21 protein-coding genes and 1 pseudogene are annotated in these 22242 nt (G+C 66.4%); 18 read left to right on the top strand and 4 right to left on the bottom strand.

Annotated elements, in window-relative coordinates; translation table 11 throughout:
- Nucleotides 1-50: 50 nt before the first annotated feature.
- Nucleotides 51-1736 carry an alkaline phosphatase D family protein gene (locus tag ACIQF4_RS10310; protein WP_400515991.1) on the top strand — a complete coding sequence of 562 codons (1686 nt, stop codon included), beginning with the start codon at nucleotides 51-53 and terminating at the stop codon, nucleotides 1734-1736.
- Here ACIQF4_RS10310 and gdhA read toward each other — a convergent pair.
- Nucleotides 1733-3070 carry an NADP-specific glutamate dehydrogenase gene (gdhA, locus tag ACIQF4_RS10305; RefSeq protein WP_400515990.1) on the bottom strand — a complete coding sequence of 446 codons (1338 nt, stop codon included), beginning with the start codon at nucleotides 3068-3070 and terminating at the stop codon, nucleotides 1733-1735. The genes ACIQF4_RS10310 and gdhA overlap by 4 nt on opposite strands.
- 196 nt (nucleotides 3071-3266) lie before the next feature.
- Between gdhA and ACIQF4_RS10300 the strand changes: the two genes are divergently transcribed.
- From ACIQF4_RS10300 to ACIQF4_RS10290, 3 genes are all read left to right on the top strand, one after another.
- Entirely contained in the window at nucleotides 3267-3914 is a 648-nt protein-coding gene (locus tag ACIQF4_RS10300) for an AmiS/UreI family transporter (RefSeq protein ID WP_400515989.1), read from the top strand.
- Between the two features lie 127 nt (nucleotides 3915-4041).
- The gene (locus ACIQF4_RS10295; RefSeq protein ID WP_400515988.1) at nucleotides 4042-5955 is read left to right on the top strand and encodes an amylosucrase; all 1914 of its coding nucleotides are present in this window, start codon (nucleotides 4042-4044) and stop codon (nucleotides 5953-5955) included.
- 38 nt (nucleotides 5956-5993) lie between these two features.
- On the top strand, nucleotides 5994-6851 hold the full coding sequence (locus ACIQF4_RS10290; RefSeq protein WP_400515987.1) for a prephenate dehydratase: 858 nt from the start codon (nucleotides 5994-5996) through the stop codon (nucleotides 6849-6851).
- Here ACIQF4_RS10290 and ACIQF4_RS10285 read toward each other — a convergent pair.
- The gene (locus ACIQF4_RS10285) at nucleotides 6833-8740 is read right to left on the bottom strand and encodes an FAD-binding monooxygenase (RefSeq protein WP_350004043.1); all 1908 of its coding nucleotides are present in this window, start codon (nucleotides 8738-8740) and stop codon (nucleotides 6833-6835) included. The genes ACIQF4_RS10290 and ACIQF4_RS10285 overlap by 19 nt on opposite strands.
- Before the next feature lie 216 nt (nucleotides 8741-8956).
- Between ACIQF4_RS10285 and ACIQF4_RS10280 the strand changes: the two genes are divergently transcribed.
- From ACIQF4_RS10280 to ACIQF4_RS10255, 6 genes are all read left to right on the top strand, one after another.
- Nucleotides 8957-10423, top strand: coding sequence for a fumarylacetoacetate hydrolase family protein (locus ACIQF4_RS10280; protein ID WP_400515986.1), 1467 nt, complete (start codon nucleotides 8957-8959; stop codon nucleotides 10421-10423).
- Entirely contained in the window at nucleotides 10416-11078 is a 663-nt protein-coding gene (locus tag ACIQF4_RS10275) for a GntR family transcriptional regulator (protein ID WP_400515985.1), read from the top strand. The genes ACIQF4_RS10280 and ACIQF4_RS10275 overlap by 8 nt, the downstream gene beginning before the upstream one ends.
- Before the next feature lie 22 nt (nucleotides 11079-11100).
- Entirely contained in the window at nucleotides 11101-12642 is a 1542-nt protein-coding gene (gene hpaE, locus ACIQF4_RS10270) for a 5-carboxymethyl-2-hydroxymuconate semialdehyde dehydrogenase (RefSeq protein ID WP_400515984.1), read from the top strand.
- Nucleotides 12643-12710: 68 nt separating this feature from the next.
- Entirely contained in the window at nucleotides 12711-13796 is a 1086-nt protein-coding gene (hpaD, locus tag ACIQF4_RS10265) for a 3,4-dihydroxyphenylacetate 2,3-dioxygenase (protein WP_400515983.1), read from the top strand.
- 2 nt (nucleotides 13797-13798) lie between these two features.
- Entirely contained in the window at nucleotides 13799-14584 is a 786-nt protein-coding gene (gene hpaH / locus ACIQF4_RS10260; RefSeq protein WP_350004048.1) for a 2-oxo-hept-4-ene-1,7-dioate hydratase, read from the top strand.
- Nucleotides 14569-15399 (top strand): HpcH/HpaI aldolase/citrate lyase family protein, encoded by an 831-nt coding sequence (locus ACIQF4_RS10255; protein ID WP_400515982.1) that lies wholly within the window; start codon nucleotides 14569-14571, stop codon nucleotides 15397-15399. Before hpaH ends, ACIQF4_RS10255 begins: the two co-directional genes overlap by 16 nt.
- Nucleotides 15400-15472: 73 nt before the next feature.
- Here the strand turns inward: ACIQF4_RS10255 and ACIQF4_RS10250 are convergent, their stop codons facing one another.
- Nucleotides 15473-15730 carry a metal-sensitive transcriptional regulator gene (locus tag ACIQF4_RS10250; protein ID WP_013602647.1) on the bottom strand — a complete coding sequence of 86 codons (258 nt, stop codon included), beginning with the start codon at nucleotides 15728-15730 and terminating at the stop codon, nucleotides 15473-15475.
- A gap of 122 nt (nucleotides 15731-15852) precedes the next feature.
- Here ACIQF4_RS10250 and ACIQF4_RS10245 point away from each other — a divergent pair, with 122 nt between their 5' ends.
- From ACIQF4_RS10245 to ACIQF4_RS10210, 8 genes and pseudogenes are all read left to right on the top strand, one after another.
- Nucleotides 15853-16476, top strand: coding sequence for a rhodanese-like domain-containing protein (locus tag ACIQF4_RS10245; RefSeq protein ID WP_400515981.1), 624 nt, complete (start codon nucleotides 15853-15855; stop codon nucleotides 16474-16476).
- The gene (locus ACIQF4_RS10240; protein ID WP_400515980.1) at nucleotides 16473-17372 is read left to right on the top strand and encodes a sulfite exporter TauE/SafE family protein; all 900 of its coding nucleotides are present in this window, start codon (nucleotides 16473-16475) and stop codon (nucleotides 17370-17372) included. Before ACIQF4_RS10245 ends, ACIQF4_RS10240 begins: the two co-directional genes overlap by 4 nt.
- Before the next feature lie 25 nt (nucleotides 17373-17397).
- A pseudogene (locus tag ACIQF4_RS10235) lies at nucleotides 17398-17738 on the top strand (rhodanese-like domain-containing protein).
- A gap of 33 nt (nucleotides 17739-17771) precedes the next feature.
- The gene (locus ACIQF4_RS10230; protein ID WP_400515979.1) at nucleotides 17772-18068 is read left to right on the top strand and encodes a rhodanese-like domain-containing protein; all 297 of its coding nucleotides are present in this window, start codon (nucleotides 17772-17774) and stop codon (nucleotides 18066-18068) included.
- A 56-nt stretch (nucleotides 18069-18124) separates the two neighbouring features.
- Nucleotides 18125-18487, top strand: a complete 363-nt coding sequence (gene trxA, locus ACIQF4_RS10225; RefSeq protein WP_400515978.1) for a thioredoxin — start codon at nucleotides 18125-18127, stop codon at nucleotides 18485-18487.
- Nucleotides 18465-18686 carry a rhodanese-like domain-containing protein gene (locus tag ACIQF4_RS10220; protein WP_400515977.1) on the top strand — a complete coding sequence of 74 codons (222 nt, stop codon included), beginning with the start codon at nucleotides 18465-18467 and terminating at the stop codon, nucleotides 18684-18686. The genes trxA and ACIQF4_RS10220 overlap by 23 nt, the downstream gene beginning before the upstream one ends.
- Nucleotides 18687-18989: 303 nt before the next feature.
- A complete protein-coding gene (locus ACIQF4_RS10215; protein ID WP_400515976.1) occupies nucleotides 18990-20402 on the top strand; it encodes a rhodanese-like domain-containing protein in 1413 nt (470 codons plus the stop codon).
- 122 nt (nucleotides 20403-20524) lie between these two features.
- Nucleotides 20525-21805 (top strand): MFS transporter, encoded by a 1281-nt coding sequence (locus ACIQF4_RS10210; protein WP_400515975.1) that lies wholly within the window; start codon nucleotides 20525-20527, stop codon nucleotides 21803-21805.
- 30 nt (nucleotides 21806-21835) lie between these two features.
- On the opposite strand, the gene ACIQF4_RS10205 is transcribed toward ACIQF4_RS10210, so the two are convergent.
- Nucleotides 21836-22186 carry an ArsR/SmtB family transcription factor gene (locus ACIQF4_RS10205; protein ID WP_400515974.1) on the bottom strand — a complete coding sequence of 117 codons (351 nt, stop codon included), beginning with the start codon at nucleotides 22184-22186 and terminating at the stop codon, nucleotides 21836-21838.
- Nucleotides 22187-22242 lie beyond the last annotated feature (56 nt).

Genomic DNA, 22242 nt, shown 5'->3' with positions numbered 1-22242 from the left:
CTGCGGATTCCCCCATAGCCGGGGCGGGTTCCAGCGGGTAAAACTGAGAGATGACTACCCCAGAGCTGGTGCTAGGCCCCATGATGCGGTACATGGACCAGACCTCGGCGAGCATCTGGGTGGAAACCCGGGATACCGCCAGCGTGACGGTCAGCGCCGGAGCCGGGGAGTGGGAAGCTCGGACCTTCGCCGTCCACGGCCATCACTACGCCCTGGTGGAAGTGGACGGCCTGGAGCCTGGAACGGTGACGCCCTACAGCGTGGCAGTCAACGGAATACCGGTGTGGCCCGAGCCCGGAACGCGGTTCCTGCCGCCGGTGATCGCCACCCTCAAACCCGGCAAGCCGCTGCGCCTGGCCTTCGGTTCCTGCCGCACCAGCGTCCCCCACGACGAGTCCGGAAACCGCAGCCACGGCGTGGACGCCTTGCGGGCCTACGCCCTGGAAATGGGTTCCGGGGGCAAGGAGCCCTGGCCGGACCTGGTGGCGTTCCTGGGGGACCAGGTGTACGCCGATTCCACCAGCGACCAGATGCAGGAATTCATCAGAGCCCGGCGGGACATCACGGCGCCTCCGGGCGAGGAGCTCAAGGACTTCGAGGAGTACGCACACCTCTACTACCTGGCCTGGTCCGACCCCGCCAACCGGTGGCTGCTGTCCACGCTGCCCAGTGCCATGATCTTCGACGACCATGACATCCGTGACGACTGGAATGCGTCGCGGAGCTGGCGGGAGGCCATGTCAAAAACCACGTGGTGGCAGGGGCGGATCGTGGCGGGGCTCGCGTCCTACTGGGTGTACCAGCATCTGGGGAACCTGTCCCCGAAGGAGCGCGCCTCGGATGTGATCTGGCAACAGATTGCCGCCCACCGCGGGGAGGGAGAGCCGGACATCACCGCGGAGCTGGACCGTTTCGCCGCGAGGGCCGACCAGGATCCGGAAGCCTACCGGTGGAGCTTTTGCCGCGATTTTGGCGACACCCGGCTGCTCGTGGTTGATTCCCGTGCCGCCCGGAACCTGGATCCGGACCACCGCGCCCTGCTCGATGAGGCCGAGATGGACTGGCTGGATGCCCGGATGCACGGCGGTTTCCGCCATCTGCTGGTGGCAACATCCCTGCCGTTCCTCCTGCCCATGGGCCTCCATCACCTGGAGGCCTGGGACGAGGCAGTCTCCGAGGGCGCCTGGGGCAGATTCCCGGCGCGGATCGGCGAAAAACTCCGCCAGGCCGCGGATCTGGAGCATTGGGGCGCTTTCCAGGAGAGCTTCCGGCGTGTCGCTGCGATGGCCAAGGAAGTGGCCGACGGCGGGCGCGGACCTGCCCCGGACAGCGTGACCTTCCTGTCCGGGGACGTGCATTTCTCCTACGTCTCCGAGGTGGAGCGGACTGCGGGCAGCCGCATCATCCAGGCGGTCTGCTCACCTATCCGCAATCCGCTGCCGCGGCTGATGCGGTCCTTCGGCGCCGTGATGTCCTACGGCCTGGCCGCCCCGGTGGGAGCCCTGGCCGCACGGTCGGCGAAGGTCCCGGACCCGCCGTTCCGCTGGTCCGGGATCAAGGGCCCATGGTTCGACAACAACCTTGCCTGCCTTGAAGTAGTGCCTGAAGGGCTGAAGCTGTGGTGGCAGCGGGGCGTTGTGGAGGGAGGAGACAACCTCAATCCGCGCCTTGAACGCGTGGCCGAAATAACCGTCGCGTCCCGCAAGGCAGGGCGTGCTGCCGTTACACCCTCTTAGATCAGGCCCTGGGCCAGCATGGCATCGGCAACCTTCACGAACCCGCCGATGTTGGCGCCGAGCACGTAGTTGCCCGGATCGCCGTACTCGTCAGCCGTGGAGGCGCAGCGGTCGTGGATGCCCACCATGATCTCGGTGAGCCGCTCCTCCGTGTGCTCGAAGGACCACGAATCACGGCTGGCGTTCTGCTGCATTTCCAGCGCGGAGGTGGCCACCCCGCCGGCATTTGCCGCCTTGCCGGGGCCAAAGAGCACGCCGGCGTCCTGGAACACGGCTACGGCGTCACGGGTGGACGGCATGTTGGCTCCTTCACCGACCGCGAGGAGCCCGTTGCGCACCAGCCGGGCGGCAGCATCGCCGTCGAGCTCGTTCTGCGTGGCGCATGGCAGCGCAACGGACGCGTCCACGTCCCAGACGGAGCCGCCCTCCACGTAGGAGACGCCGGCGCGGCGTTCGGCGTAGTCCTTAAGGCGTCCGCGTTCCACTTCCTTGACCTCACGGAGAAGCGCGACGTCAATGCCCGCCTCATCAACCACGTAGCCTGAGGAATCGGAACAGGCCACCGCGGTGGCACCCAGGGACTGGGCCTTGGCGATCGCGTTGATGGCCACGTTGCCGGAGCCGGAGACCACCACGCGCTGGCCGTCGAAGGACGCCCCGCGGGTCTTCAGCATCTCCTGCGTGAAGATGACCGTTCCAAAACCCGTGGCTTCCGGCCGGACCAGGGATCCGCCCCAGGAAATGCCCTTTCCGGTGAGGACGCCGGATTCGTAGCGGTTGGTGATGCGCTTGTACTGGCCAAACAGGTATCCGATTTCGCGGCCGCCCACGCCGATGTCACCGGCCGGAACGTCCGTGTATTCGCCAATGTGCCGGTACAGCTCGGTCATGAAGGACTGGCAGAACCGCATGACCTCGGCGTCGCTGCGGCCGCGGGGGTCGAAGTCCGAGCCGCCCTTGCCGCCGCCGATCGGCATGCCGGTGAGGGCGTTCTTGAAGATCTGTTCAAAACCGAGGAACTTGACGATGCCCAGGTAGACCGAGGGGTGGAAGCGCAGCCCGCCCTTGTATGGACCCAGTGCCGAGTTGAATTCCACACGGAAACCACGGTTGATCTGCACCCGGCCTGAATCATCGGTCCACGGAACGCGGAAAATGATCTGGCGCTCGGGCTCGCAAAGCCGCTCAAGGATGGCCGCCTCAAGGAATTCGGGGTGCCTGTCATGGACGGGCCCCAGGCTTTCGAAGACCTCAATTACTGCCTGATGGAACTCCGTTTCGCCGGGGTTCCGGGCCAGGACGGTGTCCCTGATGGCCTCCAGCCGTGCATCCATGAACTTTTCCTTACCGTGGGCGTACTGCGGACTGCCAGGAAGGGCGGCATTATCCCCGAACAGTTTACGCTTCAACCTAACCGATTATGACCGGGCACCGTTAAGTTGCACGAAAGCAATGCCCTAATGTCCGTATTGTGACAGAAATATTCCGCTTAGTGATAATTGCTAGGACGATGCCGACAGGATCCCGCTGATGCCGCACGTCTGCCTCCTCCTCTCCGGCGCCGCCCTCCTGGTCAACGGGCTCGCTACCCTGGGGCACCTGCCCCGCCGCGACGCAGCCGTCCTGAGCCTGCTGGTGGGAACCGTGCAACTGGTGCTCGGCGTCGTCGTACTCTCCCTGGACGGTGCCGGCGGCACAACACCGGCGGCCGCCGGGATCCTCCTCTTCGGGCTGACCTACGCCTACGTGGGCCTGGATACCCTGCTGGACCTTGGATCGAAGGGGCTGGGCTGGTTCTGCGGGATGGTGGCGTTTGTTGCCGTGCTGCTTGCTCTTTTCTGGCTCCTTCCCGATCCCCTCCTCGCCGTGCTGTGGCTTGGGTGGGCGGTGCTCTGGGGACTGATGTTCGCCTCCCTGGCCCTGGGCCGGAGCCGGCTGGACCCCTTCATCGGCTGGGCGCTCGTCCTGGCAAGCCAGGTGACGGCCACCGTACCGGCCTTCCTGGGGATCGCCGGGTTCTGGCCGTACAGTGCCCAGGTTGCCGCCGGCGCCGCCGGCCTGCTGGGACTTCTGTTCCTCGCCGCAGGCGTATTGGCCCGGCGCCGGCCGCCAGGGGAATGGCCCGCACCGGAGAATCCCGGAACCCTTGCTGCCCTGCCCCGGAGGGCACGGCGCTGAGAGGCACGGGACTGGGAAGCACCGCACTGGGAAGCGCGGCACTGGGCGGCACGGAACTGGGCGCCGTGGCATACTGCCGTAACCAGTGCCTGCCGGATCCGCCGGCTGACGGCCGGAAGGGGTTTCGATGCAGGAATTCGTCATGGTGGACGAAACGGTGCGGCAGCATGTCCTTGACGCCCTGGCGCGGGCGGGCGACTCCGCAGATCCTGACTTCCGGCGGAGGTTCGAGGCTCACTTCCCGGACCTGTGCCGCCTCTTCCGGTCCCTCTACGGATCCCGGCAGGACTGGCTGGACCAGCTGACCGCCCTGGTGGTGGAAAGCGCACGCTCCTGGCAGGAGCGGCCCGCCGAGCTGAAGGTCCTCGACGCCCAGCGCGAGGCGGACAGCGGCTGGTTCCTGTCCAGCACCATGCTGGGCGGGGTCTGTTACGTGGACAGGTACGCGGAAAGCCTGGAGGGGCTCCGCACCCACATCCCGTATTTCAAGGAACTGGGCCTGACCTACCTGCACCTCATGCCGCTGTTCCTGGCACCGGAGCCGCACTCCGATGGTGGATACGCGGTTTCGAGCTACCGCGAGGTGAACGCGAAGCTGGGCACCATGGAGCAGCTCCGCGGCCTTGCCGCCGAATTCCGCAGCCACGGCATCAGCCTGGTGGTGGACTTCATCTTCAACCACACCTCGGACGAGCACGAGTGGGCCCGGCGGGCGGCCGCAGGCGACCCCAAGTACAGCGACTACTACTGGATCTACCCTGACCGGACCATGCCGGACGCCTTCGAGCAGAACGTTCGCGAGATCTTCCCGGAGAACCATGCGGGGTCCTTCATCCGGATGGAGGACGGCCGCTGGGTGTGGGCCACTTTCCACACGTACCAGTGGGACCTGAACTACTCCAACCCGGACGTGTTCCGGGCCATGGCCGGGGAGATGCTGTTCCTGGCCAATCAGGGCGTGGACATCCTGCGGATGGATGCGGTGGCCTTCATCTGGAAGCAGCTGGGCACGCCCTGCGAAAACCTGCCCGAGGCGCACGTCCTCCTCCAGGCCTTCAATGCAGTGTGCCGGCTGGCCGCGCCGTCGCTGCTGTTCAAGTCCGAGGCAATCGTGCATCCGGACGAGGTGGCACTCTACATTGACCCCGCCGAATGCCAGCTCTCCTACAACCCGTTGCAGATGGCGCTCATCTGGGAATCCCTGGCCACCCGGGACGTTTCGCTACTGGCCCAAGCACTGGAACGGCGGCACAACATCCCCGCCGGCACCTCGTGGGTGAACTACGTCCGCAGCCATGACGACATCGGCTGGACGTTCGCCGACGAGGACGCGGCGGAACTGGGAATCAACGGCTTCGACCACCGCCGCTTCCTGAACTCCTTCTATGTCAACCGCTTCCCCGGCAGCTTCGCCCGCGGGGTGCCGTTCCAGGACAACCCCAAGACCGGTGACTGCCGGATTTCAGGGACGACGGCGTCGCTGTGCGGCATGGAGGTGGACCCGGCGGAGGCCGTGGAGCGGATCCTCCTGGCCCACTCGGTTGCCTTCAGCACCGGCGGCATCCCCCTGCTGTACCTCGGCGACGAAGTGGGCCAGCTCAACGACTACGGGTATGCGAAGGAGGAAGGGCACGACGCCGACAGCCGCTGGGTGCACCGGCCCCACTATCCGGAGGAGCAGTACGCCCGGCGGCACGATGCCGCCACGCCCGAAGGTGCCGTCTACGCGGGCCTGAAGCGGATGATCGAGGTGCGCGCGGCCGCTCCCGAACTCGCGGGAACAACGCTTCTCGACTTCGATACCCACAACAGGGGCATCCTGGCCTACCAGCGGCCGGCAAGTGCAGCCGACGGCGGCGAAACGCGGGTCCTGGCCCTCGCGAACTTCAGCGATGAACCCCAGTCCCTGCCAAGGGAAACCTTCAGCGGATTCCATCCCGCCGCCGTCGACCTTCTCTCCGAAGCGGCGCTGCAGCTGGACGAGGGCGTCATGCTCCTCCCCCGCCAGTACCTCTGGCTGCGCGTCACTCCCCGGTATTGATTCGGCCCACGGGCACGGGTCGTGAAACCATACGGATCATGGCCCAGAAGATTGCGTACCAGGGTGAGCCCGGCGCCAACTCCAATATCGCGTGCAAGCAGATGTTCCCGGACATGGAAAGCGTGCCCTGCGCGAGTTTCGAGGACGCCTTCGAACTGGTGTCCAGCGGTGAGGCGGAGCTGGCCATGATCCCCATCGAGAACTCCATTGCCGGGCGGGTGGCGGACATCCATATCCTGCTGCCCCAGTCCAACCTGCAGATCGTGGGCGAATTCTTCCTGCCCATCCACTTCGACCTGCTGGGCATCCCGGGCAGCACCATCGGGGACGCCACCGAGGTCCACAGCCACATCCACGCCCTGGGCCAGTGCCGGAAGCTCATCCGCGAGCACGGCCTCAAGCCCGTCATCGCCGGCGACACCGCGGGTTCCGCCCGGGAGGTCAGCGAGTGGAACGATCCGCGCAAGCTGTCCCTGGCGCCGCCGCTCGCCGCGCAGATCTACGGCCTGGAAGTCCTGGCCTCACGGGTTGAAGACGACCCCTCCAACACCACCCGCTTCGTGGTCCTGGCCCGCGAAAAGGAGCTGCCGGCCCGGGATGAACTCTCCGGACCGGCCGTCACCAGCTTTGTGTTCCGCGTCCGCAACGTCCCCTCCGCCCTGTACAAGGCACTGGGCGGCTTCGCCACCAACGGCGTCAACATGACACGGCTGGAAAGCTACATGGTGGGCAACGAGTTTGCCGCCACCATGTTCATGGCCGACGTCGAAGGCCACCCCGGGGACATGCCGCTCAAGCTTGCCCTGGAGGAACTGGACTTCTTCACCACGGAGGTGCGGATCCTCGGCGTCTATGCGGCCGCGGAGTACCGGACGGGTCAGACGGTCAGCGGCTGACCTGCCCGCTGCCGCTTCAGGAGCGGCCCGAAGAACTCCGCCAGCTCAGTGGTGGCCGTCAGCGGCAGGATGTTGGCCACGTACTGGTCCGGCCGCACCACCACCACAACACCCCCGCGGTCCAGGCCCCGCAGCTCGAAGATGTCAGCTTTGGGGTCGGTGCCGTAAACCTTCTCGTAGTCCGTCAGCTTGAACGGGCCCACCTGCGGCTTGAAGACCGCCGGCACCGCATTGATGTCCAGCTCTGTGTGCGGCTGCTGGTAAACCACCTTCACATCGAACCAGGCGTCAGGATCAGCATCCGACGGCGTTGCGGCCAGCGGCGATTGGGGTGAGGACGCGAGCCATGCGGCCAGCTTGTCCGTGGCGGACCCTGTGCCCGGAAGGGCGGGATCGGCGAAGACGTAGATCCGCCACCGGCCGTCCGCCGTGGCGTGGTGGCCCAAGTGGATGGGGTTGGTGTCGCCCACCCGCACCACGGGGGCGGACTTGAAGCGCTTGCCCACCGGAAAACCTGTGGCCAGGTCCTGGTGGTCGGAGCTGCCAACGATCAGCGAGGGCGTGTACTGGGTCATGAAGCCGGCCGGAAACTCGGCGGTACTGACGTAGAAGTCCTCCAGATCCGAAGGGTTGGCGAACTCCTCGGGCTTCTTGGCCATCATGGTGGACCACTCTTTGTCGAAGTCGATGAGGTTTTTCGCCACCACCTGGCGCTCCTCCGAGTAGGTGGACAGCAGGCTTTCCGGGCTGCGGCCTTCCAGCACGTGCCCCAGCTTCCAGGCCAGGTTGAAACCGTCCTGCATCGAGACGTTCATGCCCTGCCCAGCCTTCGCACTGTGCGTGTGGCAGGCGTCGCCCGTGATGAACACCCGCGGCGTCTGCTTGCCGCGCTGGTCCGGAAGGACGTCGTCGAACCTGTCCGTCAGGCGGTGGCCCACCTCGTACACGCTGTGCCACGCCACATTCCGGACATCAAGGGTGTAGGGGTGGAGGATCTCGTTGGCCTGGTGGATGATCTGCTCAATGGTGGTGGCGCGCACGGCGCCCTTGTTGTCCGGATCCACCACGCCAAGGTCCACATACATGCGGAAAAGGAAGCCGCCCTCACGGGGGATCAGCAGGATGCTGCCCTTTTCGCCCTGGATGGCGCACTTGGTGCGGATGTCCGGGAAGTCCGTAACAGCCAGGACGTCCATGACGCCCCAGGCATGGTTGGCGGCATCGCCTGCAAGGTGGCAGCCGATCGCGTCCCGGACCTTGCTCCGCGCGCCGTCCGCACCGATGACGTACTTGGCGTGGACAACCCGTTCCTGGCCTTCGCTGGCACCGTCGGCGTGCGCCAGGGTCACGGTGACGGGATACTCCCCCTGTCCGGTGACCTCAAGGCCGCGGAACTCGTAGCCGTAGTCCGGCACCATGCGGGTGGGCGAGTTGGCCATGAACTCCGCGAAGTAGTCAAGGACCCGGGCCTGGTTGACTATCAGGTGCGGGAATTCGCTGATTCCCATTTCGTCGTCCACGGCGCGGGCGGCCCGGACGATGCGGGAGTGGTCCGCGGGGTCCGGCTTCCAGAAGGCCATCTCGGTGATCCGGTAGGCCTCGGCAATGATGCGCTCGGCGAACCCGAACGCCTGGAAGGTCTCAACGCTGCGGGCCTGGATCCCGTCGGCCTGGCCGATGGGAAGCCGTCCCGCCCGGCGCTCGATAATGCGGGTGGTCACGTTGGGGAACTGTGAGAGCTGCGCGGCGGCGAGCATGCCGGCGGGCCCGGTGCCCACAATGAGCACGTCAACCTCGTCCGGGAGCTCAGCTGGTCGGTTGATGCCGACGCCGGCTGCCGGCCTGACGCGCGGGTCTCCGGATACATAGCCGTGGTGGTGGAACTGCACGGGTTTCCTCACTTCGTTATGTGGGTTCAGGCGAATTGGTGTTCGATAATAGAATTTCAGTTTCCATATAAGAAAGCTGTGCGACTGAGCACCACAGTACGCCACCTGTGACGCGGACGACAAGGGTGCCCGGATGCGCCAAAATTCGGGGTTGACGGACGGCCCGGCGAGCGCGATAGTGATCGTATACGATTTCGTACCTCGCAAGGAGATGCATTGGAGCACGTCAACGGAGACACCCTGGCAGGGGCCCGCAAGGTGATCGCGGTGCACATCAACTACCCCAGCCGGGCAGCCCAGCGGGGGCGCACTCCGGCGCAGCCGTCCTACTTCTTGAAGCCGTCGTCGTCGCTCGCCCTCAGCGGCAGCGCTGTTGAACGGCCGGCGGGCTGTGAACTGCTCGGCTACGAGGGCGAGATTGCCCTGGTCATCGGCAAGGCCGCCCGGCGCGTCAGCCTCGAGGACGCCTGGAGCCACGTTGCCGCCGTGACCGCCAGCAACGATCTTGGCGTCTACGACCTCCGCTACGCGGACAAGGGTTCCAACCTGCGCTCCAAGGGTGGCGACGGGTTCACGCCGGTGGGCCCGGCACTGATCCCGGCAGACGCCGTCGACCCCTCCCGCCTGCGCCTCCGCACCTGGCACAACGGCCAGCTGGTCCAGGATGACACCACGGAGGACCTGCTCTTCCCGTTCGGCCGGCTGGTGGCGGACCTTTCGCAGCTGCTCACGCTCGAAGAAGGGGACATCATCCTCACCGGCACTCCGGCGGGCGCGTCCGTGGCCAGGCCCGGCGATGTGCTGGAGGTGGAGGTGGGCACCGCTGACGGCAGCCTCACCACCGGCCGGCTGGTCACCCGGGTGGAGGAAGGCACGACGCCGTTCGCGGACTTTGGTGCCGGACCCAAAGTTGATGACCTGCAAAGGGAGGAGGCGTGGGGTTCGCGCGAGGCTGCGGGGCTGGCTGCCCCTGCCAGCGTCCTTACCCCTGAGCTGAAAGCCAAGCTGGAGTCCGTGGCCACGGCCACCCTGTCCTCGCAGCTGCGCAAGCGCGGCCTCAACAACGTGAGCATTGACGGCCTGCAGGCCACCCGGCCTGACCGCCGCGTGGTGGGCCTGGCCCGGACCCTGCGGTACGTGCCCAACCGGGAGGACCTCTTCAAGACCCACGGCGGCGGCTTCAATGCCCAGAAACGGGCCATCGACTCCGTGAACGAGGGCGAGATCCTGGTGATGGAGGCGCGCGGCGAAAAGGGCACCGGAACCGTGGGCGACATCCTGGCCCTGCGTGCCCAGGTCCGCGGCGCCGCAGCGATCATCACGGACGGCGGCGTCCGCGACTATGCCGCCGTGGCCGGGCTGGAGATGCCCACCTACTTCGCCAACCCGCACCCCGCCGTGCTGGGCCGCCGCCATATCCCGTGGGACACGGACATCACCATCGCCTGCGGCGGTGCCACCGTCCAGCCCGGGGACATCATCGTGGCCGACTCCGACGGCATCCTGGTGATCCCGCCGGCCATCGCGGAGGAACTCGTGGAGGACTGCATCGCCCAGGAGAGGGAGGAGACCTTCATCTTCGAGATGGTCAAGCAGGGCAACAGCGTGGACGGCCTCTACCCGATGAATGCCGCCTGGCAGGCACGGTATGAGGAGTGGAAGGCAGGCAAGGCCAATGACTGAAACAGTGTTGGCCGCGGGCAGCAAGTCCCAGCAGGCCTACGAAGTGGTGAAGGCCAGGATCGTGGAGGGCACCTACTCCCCCGGCTACAGGCTGGTCCTGGGGAGCATCGCCAGGGACCTCGGGGTCAGCGTGGTTCCGGTCCGGGAAGCCATCCGGCGGCTGGAGGCAGAGGGGCTGGTGACGTTTGAACGGAACGTCGGCGCCACCGTGGCCGGGATCGATCCCACCGAATACCTCTACACGATGCAGACCCTGAGCATCGTGGAGGGTGCCGCCACCGCGCTGTCCGCTCCCCTGATCGATGCGGTGGCCATTGCCCGTGCCCGGGCCGTGAACGAGGAGATGCGTGAATGCCTCAACCACTTTGACCCCGTCCGGTTTACCCAGCTGAACCAGGACTTCCACGGCATCCTGTTCGAGCACTGCCCCAACCCGCACATCCTGGATCTGGTCCACCGGGGCTGGAACCGGCTGGCAGCACTGCGGTCCTCCACGTTCCGTTTTGTCCCCGGCCGCGCCCATGAATCTGTGAATGAGCACGAGGCGCTGCTCCAGCTCATCGAGTCCGGAGCCACCGCCGACGAGATCGAGAAAGCCGCGCGGCGCCACCGCTCCGCCACCCTGGATGCCTACCTGGCACAAAGTAAGCAGTAAACCTACAAGTCAGGACTCAATGATGACCTCTCCCGTAGAAACGCCCAGCACCCATTACGTGCCGCAGGACCTGCCCACCTCCATCCAGCACTACATCAACGGGAAGTTCGTTGACTCCGTGGGCGGTGCGACCTTCGACGTCCTGGAGCCGGTGTCCAACAGGAACTACGCCACCGCGGCAGCCGGCCAGAAGGAGGACATCGACCTCGCCGTTGCCGCCGCCCGCGAAGCTTTCGTCAACGGCCCGTGGCCGCGGATGAAGCCCCGCGAACGCGCCCGCGTGCTGAACAGGATCGCCGACGCCGTCGAGGCCCAGGAGGCCCGGCTTGCGGAGCTCGAAACCTTCGACACCGGCCTGCCCATCACCCAGGCCAAGGGCCAGGCCCTGCGGGCGGCGGAGAACTTCCGGTTCTTCGCGGACCTGATAGTTGCCCAGTTCGACGACGCCATGAAAGTGCCCGGCTCACAGATCAACTACGTGAACCGCAAGCCGATCGGCGTCGCCGGGCTGATCACGCCGTGGAACACGCCGTTCATGCTCGAGTCCTGGAAGCTGGCCCCGGCCTTGGCCACCGGCAACACCGTGGTCCTCAAACCGGCCGAGTTCACCCCGCTGTCCGCGTCCCTGTGGGCCACGATCTTCAAGGACGCCGGCCTGCCCGACGGCGTCTTCAACCTGGTCAACGGCCTGGGTGAAGAAGCCGGCGACGCCCTGGTCAAGCACCCGGACGTCCCGCTGATCTCCTTCACCGGCGAGACCACCACCGGCCAGACGATCTTCCGCAACGCTGCAGAGAATCTCAAGGGCCTGTCCATGGAACTCGGCGGCAAGTCCCCCTGCGTGGTGTTTGCCGACGCCGACGTGGACGCAGCGATCGACTCCGCCCTGTTCGGCGTGTTCTCCCTCAATGGGGAACGCTGCACTGCCGGCTCCCGCATCCTGGTGGAGCGGGCGGTCTACGAGGAGTTCTGCGAGAAGTACGCCGCCCGCGCCAAGAACATCGTGGTAGGTGACCCGCACGACCCCAAGACCGAGGTGGGCGCCCTGGTCCACCCGGAACACTACGAAAAAGTCGCTTCCTACGTGGAGATCGGGAAATCCGAAGGCCGCCTGCTGGCCGGCGGCGGCCGGCCCGAAGGCCTGCCCGAAGGCAACTACATCGCACCCACCGTGTTCGCCGATGTCTCCCCCGACGCCCGGATCTTCCAGGAGGAAATCTTCGGACCCGTCGTCGCCATCACCCCGTTCGACACCGACGACGAAGCCCTCGCCCTGGCCAACAACACCAGGTACGGCCTGGCAGCCTACATCTGGACGCAGAACCTGACCCGGGCGCACAACTTCTCCCAGAACGTCGAAGCCGGCATGGTGTGGCTGAACAGCCACAACGTCCGTGACCTGCGCACCCCGTTCGGCGGCGTCAAGGCCTCAGGCCTGGGCCACGAGGGCGGCTACCGCTCCATCGACTTCTACACCGACCAGCAGGCCGTGCACATCACCCTTGGCACCGTCCACACCCCCAAGTTCGGCAGCATTGGGGACTCCGCCGCCAACGAAGGCTGAGCGCCCGCACCCACGCCAGCCCGCCGGCGTCGTTCTTTCCAAAAACCTTTCAAAGAAGAGAGACCATCATGACCAACTTCGTTCCCACCCCATCCGTCCCGGCGCCGGACATCGTCCGCTGCGCCTACATGGAAATCGTGGTCACCGACCTCGCCAAGTCCCGCGCCTTCTACGTGGACATGCTCGGCCTGCACGTCACCGAGGAGGATGAGAACGCGATCTACCTGCGGACCCTCGAGGAGTTCATCCACCACAACCTGGTGCTGCGCAAGGGACCAGTCGCCGCCGTGGCAGCATTCGCCTACCGGGTGAAGTCCCCCACCGAGGTGGACGCCGCCGAGGCGTATTACAAGGAACTGGGCTGCCGCACCGAGCGCCGCAAGGAAGGCTTCACCAAGGGGGTGGGCGACTCCGTCCGCGTGGAGGATCCGCTGGGCTTCCCATATGAGTTCTTCTACGAGGTGGAGCACGTGGAGCGCCTCACCCAGCGCTACGATCTCTACTCCGCCGGCGAACTGGTCCGCCTGGACCACTTTAACCAGGTCACCCCGGACGTCCCCCGCGGCCGCAAGTACCTGGAGGACCTGGGCTTCCGCGTCTCCGAGGACATCCAGGATTCCGACGGCGTCACGTACGCCGCGTGGATGCACCGCAAGCAGACGGTCCACGACACCGCCCTGACCGGCGGCAACGGCCCCCGGATGCACCACATCGCGTTTGCCACGCATGAGAAGCACAACATCATCCAGATCTGCGACAAGATGGGCGCCCTGCGCATCAGCGACAGGATTGAGCGCGGGCCCGGCCGGCACGGGGTGTCCAACGCGTTCTACCTGTACATCCTGGACCCTGACGGCCACCGTGTGGAGATCTACACCCAGGACTACTACACCGGCGATCCGGACAACCCCACCATCACCTGGGATGTGCACGACAACCAGCGCCGCGACTGGTGGGGCAACCCGGTGGTCCCGTCCTGGTACACCGAGGCCTCCCTGGTCCTGGACCTGGACGGCAACCCGCAGCCCGTCATCGAGCGCGAGGAAAAATCGGAGATGGCCGTCACGGTGGGCGCCGACGGCTTCTCCTACACCCGCAAGGATGGAGCTCCTGAAGAGGACCGGACCGGTTTCAAGCTTGGGGCGCAGCTGTAGCCATGCTGGATGACAAGACGATTGAGGCGATCGCGGACGAGCTGGTGGAGGCCGGCCGGAACCGGAAGCCCGTTCCGCGCCTGACGGCCCGGTACCCGGACATGACCGTGGAGGACTCCTACGCGGTCCAGCAGTTGTGGCGGCGGCGGAACGAGGAAGCCGGCCGGACCCTGGTGGGGCGCAAGATCGGCCTGACGTCCAAGGCCATGCAAGCCGCTACCGGCATCACCGAACCGGATTACGGCGCCATCTTTGATGACATGGTGCTGGAAACCGGGTGTTCCGTGGAGTGGGACAAATATACCCATCCGCGGGTGGAGGTGGAGCTGGCGTTCGTGTTGAAGGACGGGCTGAAAGGCCCCGGTGTCACGATCTTCGATGTCCTGAATGCCACCGACTACGTGGTTCCAGCCCTGGAGATCCTTGATTCGCGGATTGAGATGGAGGGCCGGACCATCGTGGACACCATCTCGGACAACGCCGCCATGGGCGCCATGGTGGTGGGCGGCCGCCCCGTCAAGCCCGACGCCGTGGACCTGCGCTGGGTATCCGCGATCCTCTACAAGAACCAGACAGTGGAGGAAACCGGCGTCGCCGCCGGCGTCCTGGACCACCCGGCCAACGGCGTGCACTGGTTGGCCAACAAGATCGCCGCCCACGGGGATTCACTGCAGGCCGGCGACATCATCCTGGCCGGATCCTTCACCCGCCCGCTCTGGGTGTACAAGGGCGACACCGTGCACGCCGACTATGGGCCCCTGGGGAGTGTGACATGCCGTTTCGACTAGGGGACACCTTCCGGGATGCACTTGCTGCGCAAAAGGGTGAAGCAGGCCGGCCGCTGGCAGGAATGTGGGTCTGCTCCGGCAGCCCGCTGATTGCCGAACTCTGCGCCGGATCCGGGCTGGACTGGCTGCTGGTGGATGCCGAGCACAGCCCCAACGGGCTCGAATCCATCCTGTCCCAGCTGCAGGCCATCCACGGCTACCCGGTCCAGGTGATGGTCCGCCCGCCCGTGAATGACCCCGTGGTGATCAAGCAGTACCTGGACCTTGGCGTGCAGAACCTGCTCGTCCCCATGGTGAACTCGGTTGCCGAGGCGGAGGCGGCGGTGGCGGCAACGCGCTACCCGCCGCACGGCGTGCGGGGCGTGGGTTCTGCGCTGGCCCGGGCCGCGCGTTGGAACCGGGTCCCGGACTACCTGGCTCGCGCCAGTGAGACCATCAGCGTCACGGTGCAGATCGAATCGACTGCGGCGGTGGACGCGGTGGCGGACATCCTGAAGGTGGACGGCGTGGACGCCATCTTCATCGGGCCCTCGGACCTCGCCGCGTCCATGGGCCTGCTGGGACAGCAGGAACACCCCGAGGTGCGCGCCGCCGTTGAACACTGCCTCGCCGCCGCCAAAGCCGCCGGAAAACCGGCCGGCGTCAACGCCTTCAACCCGGACACGGCCAAGCACTACCTCGCCAACGGCGCGGACTTCATCCTGGTCGGGGCCGACGTCGCGCTTCTGGCGAGGGGTTCCGAAGCCCTCGCCGCTCGGTACGTCCAGGCGGCGAACACCAAGCCGGCCGACGGCGGCGCACCCGCCAGCTACTGACTTAAACACAAAGGACCGCGCCGGGGCAGTTTGGGGGACCTGCCCGCGGCGCGGGGTCTGTTGTTCCGCCTGGCTAGGCGAGGGAGAGGAAGAGCTTCTCCAGCTCTTTCCTGTCCATGGTGTTGTCCTCGCGGACAATGCACTGTTCCAGGCCGCTGGCGATGATCGCGAAGCCTGCCCTGTCCAGCGCCTTGGATACGGCAGCGAGCTGCGTGACGATGTCCTTGCAGTCCCTGCCCTCCTCCAGCATCCGCGTGACAGCGGCGAGCTGCCCCTGGGCGCGCTTGAGGCGGTTGACCACTGGGGCCAGTTCAGTCGAGTCGAGTTCCATGAGGTCTCCGTAGATGGGGTTCTTGCCTCCAACTATATACCCCTCGGGGTGTTTTGACTACCCCCGGGGGTATCTGTAATACTCGGTGGGGTATTCATCCTTCCCCTATCGAGAGGCCAGCAATGACTTCCCCTTCCACGGCACCCACTGTTACTGCACTCGCCCCTGAAACCCTCCAGTCCTGGTTCAACGAGCACCAGGACCTCGTGGTGCTCGATGTGCGTTCGGCTGCTGAGTTCGAGTCCATGCATATCCGCGGCTCCTACAACGTGCCGCTGCCGCTTTTGTCCGAGCACACCGATGAGCTCGCTGCCCGGCTGGGTTCCCGTGTTGTCCTGGTCTGCCAGTCCGGCGTGCGCGCCGAGCAGGCCCGCCAGCGCCTTGCCAAGGCCGGAATCGAGACCGCCTACGTCCTGACCGGCGGGGCGCCCGGTTTCGCCGCTGCCGGCGGTGACGTGGTCAAGGGCAAGGACCGCTGGGACCTCGAGCGGCAGGTCCGCCTGGTGGCCGGGTCCCTGGTGGTCCTGGGCCTGGCCGGCGGCAAGTTCGTCTCCCCGAAGATCCGGACCCTCGCCGGGGTCATCGGCACGGGCCTGACCTTCTCCGCAGCCACCAACACCTGCGCCATGGGCCAGGCGATCTCGGCGATGCCGTGGAACAAGGCCGCCAAGGAGCCCACCCGCGAAAGCGCCATCCTCGCCCTGCCCGTCAACACCGAGGTGAACGCCGAGGCCAAGGCATCATGACCGCCACCCTCTTCCTGGTCCTTGCCCTCTCGGTGGTGATCGGACTCTCGCTCGGCGTCCTGGGCGGCGGCGGATCGATCCTGACCGTCCCGATCCTGGTCTACGTGGCCGGGTTCGAGGCCAAGGAAGCCATCGCAGCGTCCCTGTTCGTCGTCGGCGTCACCTCCGCGGTCAGCGTGCTCAGCCACGCCCGGGAGGGAAGGGTGATGTGGCGCACCGGCCTGATCTTCGGCGCCGCCGGCATGGCCGGCGCGTTCGTCGGCGGCCTCCTCGGCGGGCACATCCCCGGCCAGATCCTCCTCATCGCCTTCGCCATCATGATGGTCGCCACCTCCGTGGCCATGCTCCGCGGCCGGAAGAAAAAGAACAACGACGGCGCCGCACCGGTCAAGCACGACCTGCCCCTGGGCCGGGTCCTGCTGGACGGCGCCGTCGTCGGGCTCATCACCGGCCTGGTCGGCGCAGGCGGCGGATTCCTCGTAGTCCCCGCCCTGGCACTGCTCGGCGGCCTGCCGATGTCCGTGGCCGTGGGCACCTCCCTGGTGGTCATCGCCATGAAGTCCTTCGCCGGACTCGCCGGATACCTCACCACCGTCCAGCTCGACTGGGGCATCACCCTCGGCGTCACCGCCGCCGCGATCGTTGGCAGCCTCATTGGCTCCAAACTCGCCGGCCGGATCCCCGAAGCGGCACTGCGGAAGGCCTTCGGCTGGTTCGTCCTGGCCATGGGAACCTTCGTCCTCATCCAGCAGGCCCCGGCCGACCTGCGCTGGTTCATCGCCGCCGGAATCGCAGCCCTCACCGCAGCCACCGCCGGCATCTGCTGGCTCTTCATCAGCTCCTGCCCCCTGCGCAACCGCACCGGCCGCCGCAGCAAAGTCCCCTCACCCGCCTGAATTCATCACCACCAAGGAGAACACCATGGGCCTCATAAGCTCCCTGAAAAAGCCTTCAGCAAGCCCTACACAACGGTCTCAGTAGCTGAGGCCAAGGACCTCCTGTCCTCAGGCGCCGCGCTGATCGATGTCCGCTCCGCCCAGGAATGGCGCTCCGGACGGGCCCCGCAGGCCAAGCATGTGCCGCTGGACCGGCTGCAGGCCAGCACCGCGGGAATCAACAAGAACAAGCCCGTGATCGCTGTCTGTGCCTCCGGGGTTCGCTCCGCGTCAGCGGCACGGCTCCTCGCCTCCCAGGGGTACCAGGCCTACTCCCTGCGCGGCGGCATGGGCGCCTGGCGCTCGGCCGGCGAGCCCGTCCGCTAACACCAGCACACAATCTTTCGAAGGAGAAACATCATGGCTGAAATCACCATTACCGACGCCGAGCAGCGGCGCTCCAGCGCCCGCATCCTTGATGTCCGCGAGGACTTCGAGGTCGCCGAGGGCATGATCCCCGGGGCCCTGCACATCCCCATGGGCCAGTTGCAGGCACGCCTGTCCGAACTGGACCCCGCAGTGCCCGTCATTGCGGTCTGCCGCAGCGGCAACCGTTCAGCCCGCGTGGCCGACGCCCTCAACGGAGCCGGCTTCACCGCGGACACCATGGCCGGCGGCATGATCGCCTGGACCCGCGCCGGGCTCCCCACCACCTGACCCCTGCAGTTCCGCCAACCTCCACCCCACACAACGCCTGAAAGGAACGAAAGACGATGGGAACCATCGACGTCACCGAACAGAGCTTCGCCCAGACCCTGGAGAGCAACGAGATCGTCTTCGTTGACTTCTGGGCAGCATGGTGCGGCCCGTGCCGCATGTTCGCCCCCACCTACGGGAAGGCCGCAGAACGGCACCCGGACATCACCTTCGCCAAGGTGGACACCGAAGCAGAACAGGCCCTCGCCGCAGCAGCGAACATCACCTCCATCCCCACCCTCATGGCCTTCAAGGACAAAAGCCTCGTCTTCTCCCAGCCCGGCGCCCTCAACGCCACGGGCCTCGAAGAAGTCATCCAGGCCGTCAAGAACCTGGACATGGACAAACTCCGGGCGGATGCAGCCGGCCAGCCCGCCTGACGCGGGAGCACCAGGGGAACCACTGCGCACCATCACCGCGGACGGCCTCGCCGAAATCTGGCCCGCCGCCACGGTAGTGGACGTCAGGAGCCGGGAGGAGCATTCAACCGCTTTCATCCAGGGCAGCCTGAACATCCCCCTGGACGAATTGCCCTCCCGGCTTGCCGACCTGCCCGGCGGCACGCTTTACCTCATGTGAGGCTCCGGAAAACGCAGCAGCCAGGCCGCGCGGATCCTTACCGACCGCGGATACCAGGCCGTGAACGTGGCCGGCGGGATCACCGAGTGGTACCGCGCAGGCCACCCCGTCACCTATCAACCCGCCCCGAACCCGTCACGGCAACAACCTGGCCACGCCCCGGCAGGCCTGCGCAGGCTCCTGCACAAGCTGTCCCAAAGAAAAACGGCCTAGGCCGCAGTCCACTTGCAGGATACCCCCCGGGGTATCTATACTGGATTCAGAGCAAACCCCAAACCCCTTTCAACCAAAGGAGAGCACCAGATGCTTATCGAGCGTATTTACGATGAAGACCTCGCCCAGGCCAGCTACCTGATCGGCTGCCAGGCCAACGGCACGGCCGTTGTTGTGGACGGCCGCCGCGACATCGCGGTGTACCAGGAACTGGCTGAAAAGAACGGCATGAAGATCATCGCCGTCACCGAAACCCACATCCACGCCGACTACCTCTCCGGCACCCGCGAACTCGCCGCCGCCACCGGCGCGAAGATCTACGTCTCCGGCGAGGGCGGACCGGACTGGCAGTACGAATTCGACGGCGAACGCCTCTACGACGGTGACAAGATCACCATCGGCAACATCAGCATCCAGGCCCTCCACACCCCCGGCCACACCCCCGAGCACCTGTCCTTCCTGGTCACCGACGGCGCCTTCAGCGACCACCCCGGCTACCTGCTCTCAGGCGACTTCGTCTTCTCCGGCGACCTCGGCCGCCCGGACCTGCTGGACGAAGCAGCCGGCGGCATCGACACCCGCTTCGAAGGCGCCAAGCAGCTCTTCGCCAGCCTGCGGGACAAGTTCCTCACCCTCCCCGACTACGTCCAGGTCCACCCCGCCCACGGCGCCGGCAGCGCCTGCGGCAAGGCCCTCGGCGCCATCCCCTCCTCCACCGTAGGTTACGAGCGGCTCTACGCCTGGTGGGGCCCCTACCTCGCCGCCAACGACGAACAGGGCTTCATCAACGAACTCCTCGACGGCCAGCCCGACGCCCACGCCTACTTCGGCCGGATGAAGCGCGAAAACCGTGAAGGCCCCGCCATCATGGGAGAACGCGCCCCGCTCAAGGAACTGGACACCGCTGACGTCGCAGCAGGCCTGGCAGCAGACACCCTGACCTTCATCGACACCCGCCCCAACAGCGAAGTCCACGAAGGCACCGTAGCCCGCTCCCTGAACGTCCCGGCAGGCAAGTCCGTGGCCAGCTACGGCGCCTGGGTAGTGAACCCCGAGACCGACAAAAACCCCCTGGTACTGCTCGCACCGGACCAGGAACAGGCCATGGACATGTGGGACCACCTGGTACGGGTCGGCATCGACAACGTCGCCGGCTACCTCACCAGCATCGAAGGGCTCCCCATGAGCACCCCGAAGCTGATCCAGCCCGAAGAGCTGCAGGGCTTTGACGCCGCCATGGTCGTGGACGTCCGCAACCGCAGCGAACACATCGCCGGGAACATCCCCGGCTCCCACCAGCTCAGCGGCGGCCGCGTCATGTGGCACCTGGACAAGCTCCCCACGGACGGAACCATCGTGACCTACTGCCAGTCCGGCGTCCGGAACTCCGTAGCAGCCAGCGCCCTGCGCCGGGCCGGGTACGACGTCGTCGAACTCGACGGCAGCTACGCAGCCTGGGACGCCTTCCAGCAGACCCGCCAGAACGCCGTCTCAGCAAAATAAACCCCTAAGACCGCCCGGGCAGGACCCCCCTCCGGCCCGGGCAGCCCGGGCGCGCCCCCGCGCGTCCGGGCATCCTTATATCCCCACCACGAAATATCCCCACCACGAACGGAGAAATCCGCATGCAGGGCAGGACAATCCCACGCCATGGGCGGGGATCAGGCGGTACCGTGCTGGGGCTTCGGCAAAACCTGGCACAGTTCATGCTGCTGGTGGCAGTCAACGCCCTGGTGGGCGGCACACTGGGCCAGGAGCGCACCGTGCTGCCGCTGCTGGCGGACCAAGTCTTTGGCCTGGACCAGTACACCACCGCACTGACGTACATCGTGGCGTTCGGGCTGGCCAAGGCTGCCACCAACTACTTCGCCGGAACATTCTCGGACCGCTACGGCCGGAAACCGGTACTCATTGCCGGCTGGCTCATTGCCCTCCCGGTCCCGCTCCTGCTGATCTTCGGTGATTCCTGGGGGCTGATCGTGGCTGCCAACGTGGTGCTGGGCATCAGCCAGGGCCTCACCTGGTCCACCACCGTGATGATGAAGATGGACCTCGTGGGCCCCGAACGCCGGGGCCTGGCAATGGGACTCAACGAAGCTGCCGGCTACCTCGGCGTTGCGGGCACGGCGCTGGCCACCGGCTACATCGCCTCAACCTACGGGCTGCGGCCCTGGCCCTTCCTGCTCGGGGCAGCGTTCATCGCCATCGGCCTGGGGCTGTCCGTGCTGGCAGTGCGCGAGACACACCACCACGCAAAAACCGAGGCTACCAGCCACGTCTCCGTCCACGCAGGAGCCCGGGCCGGCCTGAGCAGCCGCGACGTTTTTACGCTCACCAGCTTCCGCGACAGGTCGCTTTCCTCCGTCAGCCAGGCCGGGCTGGTGAACAACCTCAACGACGGCCTCGCCTGGGGACTTTTCCCCGTCCTCTTCGCCGCGGCGGGACTGAGCATCGAACGCATCGGAATCCTCGCCGCGGTCTACCCGGCCGTCTGGGGTGCGGGGCAAATGGTGACGGGTCCGCTCTCGGACCGGATAGGCCGCAAACCGCTCATCGCCGGAGGCATGCTGGTCCAGGCCGCTGCGCTGGCCATGGTCGCCGTCGGGCAGGATTTTGGAACCTGGCTCGCAGCGCTGGTCCTGCTCGGCGCCGGCACGGCGATGGTCTACCCCACCCTCCTCGCGGCGATCGGCGACGTCGCCCATCCACTCTGGCGGGCACGTTCCGTGGGGATCTACCGGCTGTGGCGGGACGGGGGCTTTGCTGTGGGAGCCCTGCTTTCCGGGGTTCTTGCCGATGCTTACGGCATCCCGGCGGCAGTGCTTGTGGTTGCCGCCATCACCGCAGCATCCGGCGTGCTGGTGGCCGTCCGGATGCGCCGGACGGACCATCACCGGCGCGGCTGAGCCCAGTGCAGCTCATCCGGCAGGACGCCGTCACAGCGCCGAAAGGATCCCGGCGATATCGTCCATGACGCCGGGCACCAGTGAGTAGTAGGCCCACGTGCCGCGTTTTTCCCGGTGCAGGATCCCGGCTTCCACCAAGATCTTCAGGTGGTGGGAAACAGTGGGCTGCCCCAGGTCCAAAGGCTCCGTCAGATCACAGACGCAGGACTCCCCCGATTCCTCCGCCTTGACGATGGACAGCAGGCGCAGGCGGTTGGGATCGGCCAGGGCCTTGAAGACCAGCGCTTTCCGCTGGGCCTCTTCAATGCCCAGCGCCGGCTTGTCCGAGGGAACGCAGCATGAAGCGTCGACGGCGGGAGCAGCAGTCTGCAGGAGGTTCATGACACCCATTATGCACATAGATTGACATCCATCGATATAGCTGGCAATACTTCCTA

Source organism: Pseudarthrobacter sp. NPDC092202 (genome assembly GCF_044755505.1).
Lineage (GTDB): Bacteria > Actinomycetota > Actinomycetes > Actinomycetales > Micrococcaceae > Arthrobacter.
Note: the sequence above shows the minus strand (reverse complement) of the source record. Positions and strands in the feature narration are given on the sequence as shown.

What these genes read in the sequence shown, in the direction of transcription:
- hpaD (WP_400515983.1), top strand. Translation starts at nt 12,711, where the DNA reads ATGACCAACTTCGTTCCCACCCCATCCGTCCCGGCGCCGGACATCGTC.
- ACIQF4_RS10220 (WP_400515977.1), top strand. Translation starts at nt 18,465, where the DNA reads ATGCAGCCGGCCAGCCCGCCTGACGCGGGAGCACCAGGGGAACCACTG.
- ACIQF4_RS10290 (WP_400515987.1), top strand. Translation starts at nt 5,994, where the DNA reads ATGGCCCAGAAGATTGCGTACCAGGGTGAGCCCGGCGCCAACTCCAAT.
- hpaE (WP_400515984.1), top strand. Translation starts at nt 11,101, where the DNA reads ATGACCTCTCCCGTAGAAACGCCCAGCACCCATTACGTGCCGCAGGAC.
- ACIQF4_RS10275 (WP_400515985.1), top strand. Translation starts at nt 10,416, where the DNA reads ATGACTGAAACAGTGTTGGCCGCGGGCAGCAAGTCCCAGCAGGCCTAC.
- ACIQF4_RS10205 (WP_400515974.1), bottom strand. Translation starts at nt 22,186, where the DNA reads ATGAACCTCCTGCAGACTGCTGCTCCCGCCGTCGACGCTTCATGCTGC.
- ACIQF4_RS10215 (WP_400515976.1), top strand. Translation starts at nt 18,990, where the DNA reads ATGCTTATCGAGCGTATTTACGATGAAGACCTCGCCCAGGCCAGCTAC.
- ACIQF4_RS10300 (WP_400515989.1), top strand. Translation starts at nt 3,267, where the DNA reads ATGCCGCACGTCTGCCTCCTCCTCTCCGGCGCCGCCCTCCTGGTCAAC.
- ACIQF4_RS10250 (WP_013602647.1), bottom strand. Translation starts at nt 15,730, where the DNA reads ATGGAACTCGACTCGACTGAACTGGCCCCAGTGGTCAACCGCCTCAAG.
- ACIQF4_RS10245 (WP_400515981.1), top strand. Translation starts at nt 15,853, where the DNA reads ATGACTTCCCCTTCCACGGCACCCACTGTTACTGCACTCGCCCCTGAA.
- hpaH (WP_350004048.1), top strand. Translation starts at nt 13,799, where the DNA reads ATGCTGGATGACAAGACGATTGAGGCGATCGCGGACGAGCTGGTGGAG.
- ACIQF4_RS10210 (WP_400515975.1), top strand. Translation starts at nt 20,525, where the DNA reads ATGCAGGGCAGGACAATCCCACGCCATGGGCGGGGATCAGGCGGTACC.
- gdhA (WP_400515990.1), bottom strand. Translation starts at nt 3,070, where the DNA reads ATGGATGCACGGCTGGAGGCCATCAGGGACACCGTCCTGGCCCGGAAC.
- ACIQF4_RS10230 (WP_400515979.1), top strand. Translation starts at nt 17,772, where the DNA reads ATGGCTGAAATCACCATTACCGACGCCGAGCAGCGGCGCTCCAGCGCC.
- trxA (WP_400515978.1), top strand. Translation starts at nt 18,125, where the DNA reads ATGGGAACCATCGACGTCACCGAACAGAGCTTCGCCCAGACCCTGGAG.
- ACIQF4_RS10295 (WP_400515988.1), top strand. Translation starts at nt 4,042, where the DNA reads ATGCAGGAATTCGTCATGGTGGACGAAACGGTGCGGCAGCATGTCCTT.
- ACIQF4_RS10310 (WP_400515991.1), top strand. Translation starts at nt 51, where the DNA reads ATGACTACCCCAGAGCTGGTGCTAGGCCCCATGATGCGGTACATGGAC.
- ACIQF4_RS10255 (WP_400515982.1), top strand. Translation starts at nt 14,569, where the DNA reads ATGCCGTTTCGACTAGGGGACACCTTCCGGGATGCACTTGCTGCGCAA.
- ACIQF4_RS10240 (WP_400515980.1), top strand. Translation starts at nt 16,473, where the DNA reads ATGACCGCCACCCTCTTCCTGGTCCTTGCCCTCTCGGTGGTGATCGGA.